We start from the raw sequence: 15,830 nt of genomic DNA on the forward strand, positions 1-15,830 counted from the left end.
CTCCAATCCTTGTAGATTGAGCTTGATCACTTCCGCTTATTTCTTGCCGTTTTCCGCCAACCAGGCATCCAGCTGCTTTTGCGCCTCCGCGATGACTTTGTCTGCTCCAGCCGCTTTTTGTTTTTCCAGCATTTTAGGAAGAGACTCTTCCGGATCGAGCTGGCCGGACTTCAGACCGTCAACAAAGGCTTTGTTGGCGTTGTCAATCGAGATCAATTCATTTTTTACAGGCTCCGCATCGAAGACAAATCCAAAGATCCGTGAAGGATTAGAAGACACCTGTTCGTTGAACTTCTCATAGTTCTGGTATTTATTCGGATCTTCGCCTACACGGGTATAGTTGAGCATTTGATTGCCGAGCTGCCACATAATATCGTGGTAGTAGCCGACATTATCTGTAGTTTTGCCTTCCGGCAGCGCAACTTGTCCGTCTTTGAGCACATAGTGGGTGCCTTCAATCCCGAAGTTGAAGAGAGTCAGCAATTCCTTGTCCTTATAGAACAGGTTAAGCAGCATCATGGCACGTTCCGGATCACCGGAGCTTTTTGCAATCGCGTACATGGTTGCTGTCATCTTGCCTGTCTGCAAACGGTCAATATTAAGCGGAACCTGCAGCATCTCACGGCCTGCTTTAATCGAACCATTCGGGGATACGGCTGCTGTGCCGATCTCCATATCCGCGATAATATCCATATCAGAGACAAAGGCGAAGCCTTTACCCGCTTGAATCTTCTTCCAGGCGTCCAGACCAGGTGTCAGTGCATCCTTGTTAATGTATCCTGCCTTGTACCACTTGTTGGTAAGCTTGGCAAGCTCCATATACCGCGGAGTCGTGTAGGAATTGATGACGGTATAATCATCTGCCGCTGTTCCCACGGTGTTAATCGCTGCAATACTCACAATAGAATCCAAATTCGTGGAGGAATAGTACGCTTCGAGAGGAAAGCTTGGTGCTACCAGAGGTGTAATCCCCGGTTCGTTCTCCTTGATGGTCTGGAGCATCGGCTCCAGCTCCTCGACTTTACCGGACTTCAGTGCAGTCAGATCAAAGTTATATTTGTCCACAAGCTCTTTGTTCAAGTAGACCCCTTGCGCACCACCCAGCTCCTGGTGGGTATGAATACCGTATAGCTTGCCGCCGCGCTTAGCCGGCCCGTGATAATCCTTCTCCACAGCTTCGATGTCCGGGCCGTATTTAGCGAGCAAATCATCCAGCGGCAGCAAGCCCCCTTTGGTCACCTGTTGCTGGAATCCGAGCCAATCCGCTGTGAACAGCAGGTCCATTTTGTCACCGGAGGCCATCATCAGGTTCGTTTTATCGCTCCAGGCGCCCCAGTCGATGGGATTCAGCTTGACCGTCATGTTCATTTCCGGATAGGTCTTTGCCAGATAATCATTCATCGCATCCTGTACCCGCTGATTATCGTTTTGCGGCGCATCGGGGAATACCATGACCACTTCGTAAGGCTTCAATTCGGAGCTGGCAGTGCCTCCCGGCTGGACTGTGCCCCCCGGTGAATTCGCAGCATTATTCCCGCCGCAGCCGGTTACTAGGGCTGAAGTCAGCACAAGCGATGTCAATACAACAGAACTCTTTTTCAACCACTTCATAAATAATAGACCTCCCTGGAATACTTCTGTATTATTATTGCCTCATCATTCTGAACTTGCTTATACTAATCCGGTCATATACCGGGATCAGCCTTTCACAGCGCCTACGGTAAGGCCTTTGACGAAATACTTCTGCAGGAACGGGAATACCAGCACCAGCGGTCCGATTGCAATCATCGCCATCGCCATCCGGATGGATTCAAGCGGCGTTGTGACCTGTGCGGTTGAGCTGTAAGCCTTATTGGCAATCGTCTGCAGGAACGAAGCGTTCATTAGGGTTTTGGTCAACAGATATTGCAGAGAGAACAGCTTCTCATTCTGGATGAAGACCAGGCTTGTAAACCAATCGTTCCAGTAGGATACGGTGGTGAATAACCCGATTGTGGCCATTACAGGCAGGGACAGCGGCAGAATAATGCTGAAGTATGTCCGGAATTCACCTGCCCCGTCGATCTGAGAGGAATCAATCAGGGAAGGCGGGATGCTGTTCGTGAAGAAGGTTCGCATGATGATCACATTGAAGCCGCCGATCAGACCCGGAATGATAAGCGCCATCAGCGTATCCTGAACATGCAGGAACCGGGTGTAGACCAGATACCAGGGCAGCAAGCCGCCGGAGAACAGCATCGTGATCAGAATGTAGAAGCTCAGGGCACCTCTGAGAGGGAACTCTTTTCGCGACAATGCATAGGCCATGGCCGAAGTCACAAACAGACTGACGACAACTCCAATCAGTGTTACCGAAGCAGAGACACTGTAAGCCCGCAATATTTTTCCGGCATCTTCAAATAAATACTGATAAGCGACAAGACTAAATTTGCCGGGCCAGAAGCTGTATCCATTCGCAGTTACCCAGTCCTCATCAGCAACCGAGATCATAAAGATAAGCCAGAACGGGATCAGGCAGGCAAGACTGAACAATGACAGGACAATAAGGATAAAGGGATTGGTTCGTTTTTTCTGCATGGTGTTCTCCTTCTAGAACAAAGCATTTTCTTTGCTGAATTTACGGACAGCCAGGTTGACGGTAATGACAAGTGTAAAGCCAACTACAGATTGCAGCAGCCCTGCCGAGGAGGCGAGTCCCGTATCACCGGTAACCATTAACGCCCTGTATACATAGGTATCGATAACATCCGTTGTCTCCTTGATCATGCCGGAGGCCATGGTGGCCTGATAGAACAGACCGAAGTCAGCGTTGAAGATCCGGCCGATCGCCAGCAGGGTCATGATGATGATGATTGGAGCGATCAGCGGAATCGTAATTTTCGTCATTTGCTTCCAGCGTGTGGCCCCGTCAATGACGGCCGCTTCATAATATTCAGAGTCTATCCCGACAATGGCTGCCAGATAGACGACGGCCGAGTAACCCACACCCTTCCAGGTGTTAACAATGGTCAGGATATAAGGCCAATGCTCTGCTTCCGCATACCAGTTTCTAGGATCGATTCCGAAGGGCTCCAGAATGAATTTATTGATGAATCCCAGCTCCGGATTCAGAAATCCATACACGATATAGCCGACAATGACCATGGAAATGAAATTGGGCAGGATCACTGTGCTCTGAAAGAACTTGGAGGCAAACTTATTTTTGACCTCGTTAAGGAGAAGTGCCAGCATCACTGCGAGTATCGTATTGATGATCAGGAAGCTAAGGTTGTACAGCAAGGTATTCCTGATGATCAGCCAAGCGTCGTTCGAAGCAAACAGAAACTTAAAGTTGTCCAGTCCGATCCATTTGCTGCCCCAGATTCCTGCCGTATAATTCAGGTCCTTGAAGGCCAGGAAAATACCGAACATGGGCAGGTAGTTATTGATCAGCATCAGCAGCACACCGGGCAATGCCAGCACGACCAAGGCCCTGTACTTCCATATGCTTTTCCATTTTGAGCCAGGCCGCGAGCTGCCTGATTGTGCCGTTAGTGCTTTTTCCAAAGCCATAGTTCCACACCTTCTTATTGGGTTATGGCTTCATTATAAGGAGTTGCCTGCAGCTGCTCTGCCGTTTTTATAACCTTAATCTATTCGTTTTGTGACATTGCGGTATTCCTGGGGATTGACGTCGAACTGCTTGCGGAACATTTTGGTGAAATGGGAAAAATTGCTGTAGCCTACCTGCTGCGCGATCGCGCTGACCGGCATATCCGTGGTGTCCAGAAGCTCGCGTGTGCGGTCCATCTTCACCGAAATCAGGAAATCGATAAGATTCTGTCCAGTCTCTTTCTTGAACAGCCTGGAGAGGTAAGCCGGGTTCAAGCCCACATAATCAGCGACACTGGCCCTGGAGATCTCTTCCTCCACATTCTGCTGGATGTAGCGGATGGACCGCTCAATCACACCGCCCTTCTCCTGCCGCTCGAATTCCGCTTCCATGACCGCCGATACGATTCCTTCCGCCCAATGCCTGTATTGAAGCAGTCCCCGTATCCGGGCGGTTGTCCAGTCTGGAAACAGGGCGATGCTTCCCGCATTGATTCCTCTTACCTGCAGGAAGTGATATATAATCTGCAGGGTATCCTGATGCAGGGCGTCCAGATGTCTTCCCTGAAAAGAAGGATTAGCTTCCAGCTTCGCTGTCAGATGATGAATGAACTGCACAGCGGACTCACGTTTGCCGTTCAGCATATAAGAGATCAGATCACCCAGCAGGATATCCTCCGAATTAGAATTGGCGGACAGCATCTGATCCTGTGGTAAGTATAAGAGCACGGATTGGGTCCGGGAGATATTATCACGCTCCATGGTCTTTAGACTTTCACACATTCCCGGCAACTCCTGGATGGGTTTGAACGAGCCGACATAGCAGGTAACGATGCTGTAGAACAACTCCTGGCAAGCTTGGATGAAACGTTTACCTATGGCAGTGAGCCTCTGAATGCTAAGCTTCTTAGTCTCCCGTTCTCCTTCCGCACCTCCGGCATACAGCAGAATGAACAAAACCCCGCTCTTATCGGTGATGGCCTCCCCCGGATGCTCTTCTGTGAAACATTCCTCCGCCGCTTTCTTCACAGCATACTCCATGATTTCCTGATCACGCGGGCTGAGCGGTTTGGACCACTCCTCAATACTGATCAGAATCGGGAGCACCTGATCGTCAGGATTTAACCCTACCCCTGCACCCGCCAGCTCCCGGTCAAAGAAATCCCCGAACGACAGGATGCTGCGGGACAACAAATCCTGCCAGAAGCGTTCTACACGCTTCGGCTTTTCCTGTTGCCACAGATTCAGATACTTATGGTACATCTGGTTGTAGGACTCATACTCTTCCTTCTCGCGGATGGCCGCCATCATACCCGATACGGCTGACAACAGCTCCTCTGTGTCAACAGGCTTCAGCAAGTAATCAAAGCTCCCAAGATTAACGGCCTTCTTGGCATAGGAGAATTCGGAATGGCAGGTCAGAAATATCGATTCCGTCCAGGGAGAGTGCTCCCGCACCCAGCCAACCAGTGAAAGTCCGTCTTCATCCGGCATCTCAATATCGCAAATCAGCAATTCTATTCTGTGATCATTCAGCAGCTCCCTGGCCTTGTCGGCCCTGTTCGCCGTCAAGACCTCTTCAATCCCATACGCCTTCCAGTCGCAGCAGTAGAGCAGCCCCTCTACAGCGAATTGTTCATCATCTACAATCAATAATCGCATGGCTCAACGTTCTCCTTCTGTATATTCAATAGGCAGGCTAAGCCGCACCCGGAATCCGGACGGCTGATTGCCGCTGAAGTGAATTCCGGCTCGCCCCTGATAGATCATAGCCAGCCGTTGCTTCACATTCCAGATCCCGATTTGTCCCTCATCTGTGTCCGGGGTATAATCCGGTGCATTCAGCTCCTGCAGCTTCTCTGCACTGCTGCCCTTTCCGTTATCAGAGATTTCAATGATCATGGTACCTGCCGCTTCTTCTGAGAGGCCCGCCGAAATCTCCAGCCGGAAGATTTCTGCCTTCAGGCTCATGCCATGAAGCATGGCATTTTCTACAAAGGGCTGTACCAGCAAGGACGGTATGGAGGCGCGGCTAAGCGCTTCGGCTACGGTGATCTGGAACTCAAACGACTGCTGGTAGCGCATCTTTTGAATTTCCAGGTAATTGCGGAGATGTTCAAGCTCTTGTCCCAAAGTAATGCGGTTATCCTTGACCTGAAGCATAAAGCGGAAATACTGCACCAGATGCCGTACTGTCTTTTTGACCAATTCGAAACGCTTCAGATCGGCAAGCTGAAAAATAATATTGAGCGTATTCAAAAAGAAGTGCGGATTAATTTGCATTTGCAAATGCTTCATTTCTGCCTTTTGCGCATGAATCCGTTCCTCGTAGATATCAATTTTCAGATCTTGAATTTCCACAACCATGTTATTAAATGCCTGATTCAGCGCCTGAAACTCCACCAGGTTAGAATCGGGAAGCTTGGTTTCCATGGCGCCGTTGCGGATCCTGTGGATGCCGCTGAGCAAATCCAGAATCGGGCGGATGACCATACGGCGGAAATAATATAAGTAAACCAGTAAAATGAGCAAAATAATAAAGGGCAGCACATTAATAATCGTTTGGAAGGTATTGAGTCCCTGGAGCAGCTCGGAAGCAGGGATGACCACGGACAGATTGATTCCCAGTGCGGAGGACTGGCTGGACACCACAAACCACTTCAGCCCATCATGGGTAAAAGAAAAGGAAGAATTCAGATTCATCTTCTCACTCGGCAGCTTGAAGTCGTAGCCCATGGATGCCGAAGGACGGGTTAAGATATTCCCTTCATTATCCACAATCAGCACATCACCGCCCGATTGCAGGTTGAGATTGCCCAGCGGTGAGCGCATGGAGTCGATTCGGATCAGAGCGCCAATACAAGCGGTATTGTCCAGATTATTGCTGACAGTCCGGTTTAAATAGTAATCTCCGGCAATGTTAACGATTGTCCATTTGTACTGAAATGTTTCCAGATTATCTTCATTTTGAACCTTTGTCGTAATCCAATCCCTTATCTGGTCCATATATTCCTCTGTCGTTCCCAGTACATTGGATAGTGTCAAAGTATCATTAACGCCGGAGTACAGATAGAACATGTCCACGCTATGGTAATAGGCCTGGTAGGCCTGATTTCTCTGCATAATCCCCATACGGGCAAAATAATAGTCGGACTCTGTCAGCCCCGGCTGATTCAATTGAAGAAAATTCACATCATGATCGACAATATCGACCAGATTAATCGTAATGTCCTCCAGACTGCTCTCCATCATTTGAAGATTGGAGTTGACCAGATTCTGATAGGATCTGGATACCTGTTCGAGCACAATTCCCTTGGCATAATATCCCCCTGCAAAAAGAACGGAGAGGAGCGGAATCGTTATCGCAGCAGACAGTTGAATCAGTCTTACACCCAGCGAGTTTTTTCTGTTTTTCATAATGCCTCCTTTCTGCAACAGAACATAAGAAAGAGTCACCTCAGTGACCCTTATCCTATGACCTTATTTGCGGATTAATCAATTAAATGCTCTATGACCTGAGCGGCTTCTGCCCGTGTTGCGCTGGATTCAGGTGCAAAGTTTCCATTCGCGTATCCATTCATCAGACCCGCTGACTTCACCTTCTGAACTGCTGACTGTGCCCAGGCAGAGATCTCTTCGCTGTCCCTAAAGGTTAGGTTTACCTCTTCGGTCTGCTTGATACTTCCATGGATGGCTGATGCTTTGGCAAGCATCACCGCCATCTCCTGACGGGTTATCGCTTCATCAGGTGCAAATCGCTTCCCGTTTCTTCCGTTCACCAGACCTGCCTGATAAGCAGCGGCAACATCACCGGCATACCAGCTATCCGCAGTTACATCCATAAATGGAGCCGGTCCTCCGGCTTTTAACCGAAGTGCCTTGACCATCAATGCAGCGAACTGTGCCCGGGTAATCTTCGCCGCTGGAACGAACGTATTCTCCGTCATTCCGTTGATGACATGCTTCGCGGTCAAGCGGCGGACAGCCTTATATGCCCAATGCTCCGCAGGTAAGTCAGCATACGTTTTGTCATATGCAAACACGGTATAACGGCTAAAGTGACTAAGCTCAGCTGTAATCTCCTGTTCGGCCGTGTTGGCTCTGCTGCCGGTATATTCCCATTTCTTCAGCGGCTCACTGAAAGTGTAGATGCCCAGCAATTCATTCAGATCTTCTTGCTCCAGATCATCAACCTTTAAGGTAAGCTGCACCGGGCTTCTAAAGGAAACGAGCCTGGATAATCCTCCATCTGCCGTCGTTACTCCGAATTCAAATTCATAGATCGATCCAGCGGGAACCCAAGGCTTCACAGCCGGAAGGAAAGCTGCCTGCGGCTCGATTCTGTTGAAGGTAATTTGAATTTGTGAATCGGCTGTTATTTTCCCTTTATTCTCTTCCAGAAGCTGAAGAATATGATCATGGGTGAAGTTCAGGCTGAAATGACTTCCTTGAAGCTGCAGCTTCTTCCCCTGCAGCCCTTCCGCAACAGAGACAGGAATCTGAATCCGGTTGTACTCATCCTCATTGACCGCAATTGTGATTGTCCCATCAATCGCCGGATTCAAATCCTTCGCCTGCAAAACAAGAACATCCCTTTCTGCTGCTGCCGGAGTAGGTGTAGGCGCAGGTGTGGCCGATACCGTCACTGTACCTATATCTGCCCCTCCGGGAGCAGGTGCAGGAGTTGCCTCTGCAGTCGGTGACGGACTTGGAAGGCCCGGTTCATCATCACTGAAGATCGGCTGAACCCATGCTGTCCTCGGCGCCTTGTCGATATAAATCATCGTCCAATACTGCATCGATGGCAGTTCAATCTGCAATTGTTCACCATTCCAAGTATAATTCAGCTCTTGTGACAGACCATGCCCGGCGTCAGGACTGGCGGCATAGACCTTCAGATCCGGTGCTTCCGTCTCGGTGATGCCGATATCGTAAGACACTTTCAAATGGTTGAGGACCGCTGGCTCATTGGCTGCATTTCTCCAGTTGTCATCATTATGAAGCAGATTGATCAGATGCAGTACATCATACCGCTCAAAGCCTGTATTAGCATCATTTTTTCTGACTGTTGTCCAGAGTGTATTCTCCGTTCCGTCTTTGCTTGTTGCCAGATTGCCGCCGTCCGCTTCCACGGACACAACAGCGGATGAATCGGCTTTGCTGCCGAACAGCAGGTTTTCATAGGCAGCATTGAATTTATAATACTCCTGCATGGATTCCTTGGTGGATTCCAGCATTTTTTTGCTGCGGTTCGGATAATATTCATGGGCTAGCATGTTCGGGCCTTCCGATTGCTTCTCGGCGGTTCCCAGCTCAATATGGGTTGCACCCATCGATGCCAGCCCGGCATCCATCAGCCGCACGGACGGCTCGTTGAAATAGCCAGCCGTTACCCCGCGCAGCCGGACGCTTCCGGCAATATCATCCGCTTCCATCTTCAATGTAACGGTATGGGTTCCCGCCTCCATGTGTGGAATAATCACGTATCCGTCCCCGCTGTACTTCTCACTGCTCTCAGTTCCATCCAATCCAATCTTCAGATCGTTGCCATGTTCATCCTTGGCGCGCACGCCGTCAATATAGACCGAACGTGTGGTCATGCCGCCTGCATTGGAATAGGTGAAGATCAGACTCTGTTCCCCTGATTGAGGGATGTTCACCGGATAGGTCACCTGCTCTCCGATTTCACTAAAGTTCAGCACGGTATCCTTGTAGAGAGAGAACGGTGACTCCGTATCCGTACTCTCGGCTTCATAGCTGCGGGTTACCGGGTCCGGATTACCGGATAATGCAACGTTCAGCTTATCCAGCCTGATTCCGCTGTCCTGCCCCTCCGGCATTTTGATGATTATGCGATTTATGCCTTCCTCCATTGGAATGCCGCTCATTGCCGCTTCTCCCCATTCCGAGTCAGCGGTTGGTGCAAAGCTTACAGGAGTGCCCGCGCCATTGTTAATATACACACTGCGGCTGACGGTCGCTGCCCCCGGGGCATTATTTTGATAGATCCAGCCGAGATCGTAGATGCCTGATTGCGCTGTATTCACTGTAAAAGTCAACCGGTCATTGACATTATTGAACTCGGAGGCATATCCGATGATAGGGACAACCCCGCCTGTTGTTTCAGCGCCGCCTGTACTGTATTCATACCCTCCGGCAATGATCCCGCCCACATTGATATATTGTCCGCTTGATTCCATTCGCAGCGTAACCTTATGGTATCCCTCCTGGACAGGGACAGATAATTCACGGGGCTGCATAGAGCCCTCCCAGCCGCCGGCTGTTTTAGCAAATGTGATATTCTGGGCCTGTGGAGCTGGTTCGCTATCCACCAGAACCGACATTACAGGATCATTATCGCCATGATACAGGACCGTAATCGTGTCCAGCGGATGTTCTGCATATACATCGTAGGTGACAGTCTGTCCTGCCTGCCCGAAATTGTCTGTCTTGCTCTGGCTGTAACTCAGGCTGCTGGTCTGTGGAACATCCGCATACAGTGCATAGTTTCTCTGTGTGCCGACCGTCATATACCGGAGCTTAATACCCAGGTCATTTGCAGACGCTCTCAGCGTTATGGTATTATCGCCTGCGTTCAGATGAACCTTGTGCAGATTGCCAAGCTCCGAGAATTTATCCCATGTACCCGTGCCGGCAAACGAGACCTCTCCCTGAGGCACATCATTCACAAGCAGCTCACGGTTCACCTCCTGCCAATCAGAAGCGTAGCTGAATCCAAGCGGATATTCTCCTTCAGCAGGAACATTTACATGGAATTTCACATAATCGCCTGCGGTATCAAAATAATATACATTGCTGTACTGATCCACAATTACCGTATCCAGCTTGGCATCTGCCGCCTCATAGCGCTCATTGATCCCCTGCCCTTGGACCTCCAGGCCCGCCAGATTGAGCCACAGGCTATTTGTGTTCAGGGTAAGCTTAACGGAATTTTCACCTTCCTTTAACATTGCCGTTACTGTGGCTTGTGCTGTCGGGTTCCCCCACCCCGTATTGGCCTCAAAGGGAATTGCCGCTGCGGCAATCTCATCATTCACCATCAGCTTGCCTTCCGGAGAACCGGAGCTATTGCCCTGTCCATAATTCAGGACAAGCGTATACATTCCGTCTGCTGGCGCATTTACCGTAAACGTCACCGAATCAGTATCCTTGCGTCCAAAGTTGCCGACCCAGCCGTAAGCTTTGGCAATCCGTGATTGGTAATCCACGGTTACCGGAGCATCCTGGGCTTCCGTGCCTCGTGTCGGCAGACCTGTAGCCTCTTTGTAGTTCATATAACCGGCGATCACCATCGCCTTACCGCCATCCTTCTCCCGGGTATCTTCTACGACCTTCTGAATATCCCGGTAATTGTTGCGGTCCTGCCAAATCTCGCTGTAGTCGAAATCGGTTTTCGTACCCGGATCGGGTACTGCGCTGTATTCGGCATTGCCTCCCACCATATTGAACGTAACCTTGCTCTTTAAGGGGTTATTTGCGAGCAATGAGTCCTTGACGGAATGAATGAACCGGGCATAATCCAGGGAATAATAACGTTTATTGCCGTTATAGTCATACAGGAAATTGTTATCATTCGCTCCCCACTGGTCCAGGTGAATGCCGTCAAACCCGAATGTATTAATGGAACGGGCATACTGTCTGGTGATATAGTCCTGCCAGAACCTGCTTCCCGGGTCTTGCAGGAACAGGGAGGTCGTCTTCCCGTTCACATCGAAGGTATACCCGTTCTGCTCCTTCTGCGGATTGTTCGGATCGAGCTGAGCACTGTTATAGAGTCCCCACTCCGGACTGACGCCGAAGTCCTCATAGTTCTCACGCGCTGCATAATTCATCTGATAGGCCATAGCGGCCGAGCCGTATTTCTGTGCAGCCTCCACCTGCTGCTTAACGCTGAGCGGATACAGTGAACGTCCCAGCAGATCCGGATAGTGTGTATCCGCGTTAATGTCTTCATCAATGAAATTGCCATCTGCATCTGTGACCGGCTGTCCATTGCTGTCGGTCTTGGAATACACCGAAACATCATGCCGCCACATCCAATCATAGAACTGGTAGGCATTAATGTAGTAGTCCTGGGACAATTCCCGGAGCTTGGAGTCACTCTCCTCCGCCGTCTCCTGCGGAAAATCAGCGACATATCCGTATCGTGGGAATTTCGTCCAATCGCTGGAAACATCGATTGCTGCGGTCACATACTCCGATGGCGCATCTCCCTCTATCCACGCTTTCGCCGTGTAGCCGCGGAAGTCCTCAGCCGGAGGCGTCCACCCCACGGTTAGCTTGTTGCTCCCTTCCTGCAATACCTTCAGCGCTTTGTCGCCTTCAGCAACCAGGGTATTCAACTGATAAATTTGCAGATGCAGCTGGCCGCTCCAATCCGCAGATTGATCCAGAGTCATAATCAGCTCTGCGGCTTCCCCCGGAGCGAATCGTGCCTTTGAGGGTACCATTTTTAGTATTTTGGGATTCGCCGTCCCCGTTGGCTCTGCCTGGGCCATTCCTCTGCCGCCATAGCCTGTTGTACAAATTTGAATTAGCAGTAATAAACAGAGACAGATCACAGCTTGTTTCTTAAACATACAGCATCTCCTTTATATCCATATTGTTGAGAATACATGTTGCTGAAAGACTAAATAAGGATGTTAGGTTTTGCGAAGGTATCGAAGGAATAATAGATTTCAAGGAGTCCTTTTTTACGTAAACGTTTACTCAAATAGGCAAAGATCATCCCTTTATTAAGGCCTTTCCCTCCTCCTCCAAAAAATTCATGGTGTAAATTTATACGTTTACTTGAATGTAAGTTATGTATTTTTGTACCTACAATCCTAAATTCCTATAACGTAAACGCTTACCATAAAAGTTATCTCGTTTATTTTTCCTTGTCAATGCTTATTTTTCGGATTTTTTAATTCGGTTGACAAAGAAAAAGCAAGGCCTTATATTTTCAGTAAGCGTTTACTGCTATAAACGACAGGCAGGAGAGTCCATGAATCCCACAATTAAAGATGTTGCCCAAAAGGCGAACGTATCCATTGCCACCGTCTCACGGGTTCTGCATAACCTGGGCGGATATTCAGATAAAACGAAGCAAAAGGTAGATCAGACCATCAAAGAGCTTAAATATCAGCCGAATGCTATCGCCCGCGGACTGATTAACAAGCGCACCCAAACCATCGGCGTATTATTTCCTGATGTGTCGAGCACCTTCTCCTCCGATCTGCTCCACGGAATCAGCGAATTCGTCCATGACCGCAATTACAGTGTAATGGTCTGCAATACCGATCAGGACGGCAAACGTACGCTGAAGTATCTGCAGCTTCTGCGCGAGAAGCAGGTTGACGGGATTATTTTTTCCAGTGAAGTGCTCAAGCAAGAGTATTATGACATGCTGGAGAGCATGAATGTTCCAGTGGTGCTGGTCTCTTCCCAAACGGATTATGCCAATGTCCCTTATGTGAAGGTCGATGATTATCAGGCGGCCTATGACGCTGTCGATTATCTGATCACCAAAGGCCACCGCAGCATAAGCATGATCAGCGGCACCAAGGGCGATCCCATCGCCGGAACTCCACGGGTCGAAGGATACCGCAAAGCGCTGGAAGCACACGGCATCGCCTTTGATAGCCGTTACCTCGTGTATGGAGACTTTTCCTACGAAAGCGGCTGCAGAGCCATGGAAGCCCTGTTACGGAGAACGCCTGAGATTACTGCTGTCTTCGCGGCCAGTGACGAAATGGCGATTGGTGCCCTTTCGGTCGTTACGAAGCATGGAATGAACGTGCCTGAAGATATCTCCATCATGGGATACGACGATCTCCGGTTAGCCCGGATGGTCAATCCGCCATTGACTACAGTGCGCCAGCCGCTGTATGACATTGGAATGCTCGCTTCCGAGAAGCTGATCGGCATGATTGAAACGGGGGAGTCTGCGGAGAGTCTGATCTGTGCCCACTCCATTGTGGAAAGACAAACGGTTCGGACAATTACGTGAACAGGGACGCATAACTGTTCTTCATGAACACAAAAGGTTGTTCCCGGTGCCATTACTGGCCGGGGAACAACCTTTTTGTGTGCTATTGCTATTTTAAATTGTATTCCCTTCAAGGATGTCCTAAATTGCATCGACTAGATAGAGATATCCCACTTACCATTATTTGGTACTTTCTCTGGGCATTCGCATAGATATATTCTATAACTATTTCAATGCCAAGGAGCGATTCTGTTGGAAAATCAAATGTTGTCCCCGCAAACCTGCAATTCAGAGACTGTTGGCCTGCCGCCGCAGTCAAATCCCAGCCCGCCGTTCATCCCGATTCCCCCAACCCCCGAAACCTTGTGTACAAACACCTGGGTGTATATCTGGACGAATACCAATGTGGGAAATCTCTGGGTTTATGTTCAGCGGGTCATTCAAGGCAAACGAAACACCTTAACCGGCTGCGCCTTGTTCCAGGATTGGAGCGGCAGGCACTATTATCAACAAATCACCGTGGACTTGGCTTATATTACGATGTATGTATGCCATTCGCCGGCCTCTGACTCCATGGGGCTTTCCCCTGACAGCGCATCTTCAGGAGCATTACCATCCAGTAAACCCTTAGTCAAGCTATGCCTGTACCAACAGTTCCCGGTAGGCAATTTCGTCTATGAACTTACTCCGCTCAATACAACATGTCCAACACGGCCTGGGGATGAACGAATTCTTAAGGGCTCCATTATTATCCCTTACGATCCTGCGATGCCGGTTACGGGCGAGTTCAAATAAATTCACTAATAAGCGGGAGCACGCTCTAAGCCGAATAGGTGCCAAGAGTTTGCTCCCTTTTCCATCAATGGTGCGGGAGGGAAAGCAGATTCACAGCGGCTGCCCGGCTGGTTCAGAAGCCTTGGAATAACGGTTCTCCGGTACCGGAAGCCCAAGGTTCCCCCGCAGCGTATCACTTTCGTATTCGGTACGGAACAGCCCGCGCTCCTGGAGAATCGGAACGACCTGATCCACAAATTCCTCCAGCCCGTTCGGTACGGCGGCTGCCAGCATGAAGCCGTCAGCGGCTCCGGCCTCGAACCAGGCCTGAAGCTGATCAGCCACCTGCTCCGGCGTCCCGATGAAGCTGCTGCGCGGCGTTGCCGATTGCAGGGCAACCTGCCGCAGAGTCAGGCCCTGCTCTTTGGCATCCTTTTTGATTTTGTCCGTGCCGCTCTGGAAGCTGTTTCGGCCCAGATCACCGACATCCGGGAATGGCTCATCCAGCGGATACTGCGAGAAATCATGATGCTCGAAGAAGCGGCCCAGATAGTTCAGCGCATTCTCAATCGTCACCAGTCCGGCCACCTCCTGATATTTGCGCTCCGCTTCCTCCGGGGTGGACCCGAGAATCGGTGCTATGCCCGGGAAGATCAGCACTTCATCGGGATTGCGCCCGAAGGAGGCCACCCGGCTTTTCACATCCTTATAGAATTCCTGCGCGGACTCCAGCGAGTCATGACCCGTGAAGATGGCATCCGCCACGCTGGAGGCATAATCTTTGCCGACTTCAGAGGAACCTGCCTGGAAAATAACCGGCTGCCCCTGCTTCGAGCGGGCGATATTGAGCGGTCCCTTCACCGAGAAGAATTCACCCTGGTGATCGAGCGTATGCATTTTCTGCGGATCAAAGAAGACGCCCGTCTCCTTATTGCGGACAAAGGCATCGTCCTCCCAGGAATCCCACAGCCCGCGTGCCACCTCCAGATATTCGGCGGCGATGCGGTACCGCTTGCCATGGTCCGGGTGCTCCTGCTTGCTGTAATTGAGCGCAGAGCCTTCAAGCGGTGAGGTTACCACATTCCAGCCGGCCCGTCCGCCGCTGATGACATCCAGCGAGCCGAATTGCCGGGCAACTGTGAACGGCTCACTGTAGGAAGTGGACAAGGTGCCTACCAGACCGATACGGCTGCTGACTGCCGCCAGCGCACTAAGAATCGTCAGCGGCTCGAAGCGGTTCAGGAAATGAGGGATGGATTTCTCATTGATGAACAGACCGTCTGCAATGAAGATCAGGTCCAGCTTGCCCTCCTCCGCTTTGCGTACCCATTCCTTGTATAGCTCGAAGTTCACACTGGCATCAGGCTGCGCATCGGGATGGCGCCACATGGAGGTACTGCCTCCAACGCCGTGCAGCAGGGCCCCCAGCTTCAATTGTCTTGGTTTCGTCATATTCATTCCTCCTCGAATTGGT

General features: G+C 50.3%; 9 protein-coding genes. 2 read left to right on the forward strand and 7 right to left on the reverse strand.

What is annotated here, in order from left to right; translation table 11 throughout:
- Positions 1 to 36: 36 nt before the first annotated feature.
- The 6 genes from MHH78_RS29210 to MHH78_RS29235 all read right to left on the reverse strand — a co-directional run bounded on the left by MHH78_RS29210 (position 37) and on the right by MHH78_RS29235 (position 12,191).
- Entirely contained in the window at positions 37 to 1,611 is a 1,575-nt protein-coding gene (locus tag MHH78_RS29210; protein ID WP_341169730.1) for an ABC transporter substrate-binding protein, read from the reverse strand.
- Between the two features lie 87 nt (positions 1,612 to 1,698).
- Positions 1,699 to 2,577 (reverse strand): carbohydrate ABC transporter permease, encoded by an 879-nt coding sequence (locus tag MHH78_RS29215; protein WP_341169731.1) that lies wholly within the window; start codon positions 2,575 to 2,577, stop codon positions 1,699 to 1,701.
- Between the two features lie 12 nt (positions 2,578 to 2,589).
- Complete coding sequence (locus MHH78_RS29220; RefSeq protein ID WP_341169732.1) at positions 2,590 to 3,552, reverse strand: ABC transporter permease; 963 nt, start codon at positions 3,550 to 3,552, stop codon at positions 2,590 to 2,592.
- Between the two features lie 75 nt (positions 3,553 to 3,627).
- Complete coding sequence (locus MHH78_RS29225) at positions 3,628 to 5,253, reverse strand: helix-turn-helix domain-containing protein (protein WP_341169733.1); 1,626 nt, start codon at positions 5,251 to 5,253, stop codon at positions 3,628 to 3,630.
- Between the two features lie 3 nt (positions 5,254 to 5,256).
- The gene (locus tag MHH78_RS29230; RefSeq protein WP_341169734.1) at positions 5,257 to 7,008 is read right to left on the reverse strand and encodes a cache domain-containing sensor histidine kinase; all 1,752 of its coding nucleotides are present in this window, start codon (positions 7,006 to 7,008) and stop codon (positions 5,257 to 5,259) included.
- 74 nt (positions 7,009 to 7,082) lie between these two features.
- On the reverse strand, positions 7,083 to 12,191 hold the full coding sequence (locus MHH78_RS29235; protein WP_341169735.1) for a glycoside hydrolase family 66 protein: 5,109 nt from the start codon (positions 12,189 to 12,191) through the stop codon (positions 7,083 to 7,085).
- A 407-nt stretch (positions 12,192 to 12,598) separates the two neighbouring features.
- Here MHH78_RS29235 and MHH78_RS29240 point away from each other — a divergent pair, with 407 nt between their 5' ends.
- Together MHH78_RS29240 and MHH78_RS29245 are read left to right on the forward strand one after the other, a co-directional pair.
- Positions 12,599 to 13,603, forward strand: coding sequence for a LacI family DNA-binding transcriptional regulator (locus MHH78_RS29240; protein ID WP_341169736.1), 1,005 nt, complete (start codon positions 12,599 to 12,601; stop codon positions 13,601 to 13,603).
- 231 nt (positions 13,604 to 13,834) lie between these two features.
- Positions 13,835 to 14,377, forward strand: coding sequence for a hypothetical protein (locus MHH78_RS29245; protein ID WP_143803608.1), 543 nt, complete (start codon positions 13,835 to 13,837; stop codon positions 14,375 to 14,377).
- 90 nt (positions 14,378 to 14,467) lie between these two features.
- On the opposite strand, the gene MHH78_RS29250 is transcribed toward MHH78_RS29245, so the two are convergent.
- On the reverse strand, positions 14,468 to 15,808 hold the full coding sequence (locus MHH78_RS29250) for an LLM class flavin-dependent oxidoreductase (RefSeq protein WP_341169737.1): 1,341 nt from the start codon (positions 15,806 to 15,808) through the stop codon (positions 14,468 to 14,470).
- Positions 15,809 to 15,830: the final 22 nt, after the last annotated feature.

This window comes from Paenibacillus sp. FSL H3-0333, from assembly GCF_038002805.1.
Taxonomy (GTDB): Bacteria; Bacillota; Bacilli; order Paenibacillales; family Paenibacillaceae; genus Paenibacillus_AQ; species Paenibacillus_AQ silagei.

What these genes read in the sequence shown, in the direction of transcription:
- MHH78_RS29210 (WP_341169730.1), bottom strand. Translation starts at nt 1,611, where the DNA reads ATGAAGTGGTTGAAAAAGAGTTCTGTTGTATTGACATCGCTTGTGCTG.
- MHH78_RS29215 (WP_341169731.1), bottom strand. Translation starts at nt 2,577, where the DNA reads ATGCAGAAAAAACGAACCAATCCCTTTATCCTTATTGTCCTGTCATTG.
- MHH78_RS29220 (WP_341169732.1), bottom strand. Translation starts at nt 3,552, where the DNA reads ATGGCTTTGGAAAAAGCACTAACGGCACAATCAGGCAGCTCGCGGCCT.
- MHH78_RS29225 (WP_341169733.1), bottom strand. Translation starts at nt 5,253, where the DNA reads ATGCGATTATTGATTGTAGATGATGAACAATTCGCTGTAGAGGGGCTG.
- MHH78_RS29230 (WP_341169734.1), bottom strand. Translation starts at nt 7,008, where the DNA reads ATGAAAAACAGAAAAAACTCGCTGGGTGTAAGACTGATTCAACTGTCT.
- MHH78_RS29235 (WP_341169735.1), bottom strand. Translation starts at nt 12,191, where the DNA reads ATGTTTAAGAAACAAGCTGTGATCTGTCTCTGTTTATTACTGCTAATT.
- MHH78_RS29240 (WP_341169736.1), top strand. Translation starts at nt 12,599, where the DNA reads ATGAATCCCACAATTAAAGATGTTGCCCAAAAGGCGAACGTATCCATT.
- MHH78_RS29250 (WP_341169737.1), bottom strand. Translation starts at nt 15,808, where the DNA reads ATGACGAAACCAAGACAATTGAAGCTGGGGGCCCTGCTGCACGGCGTT.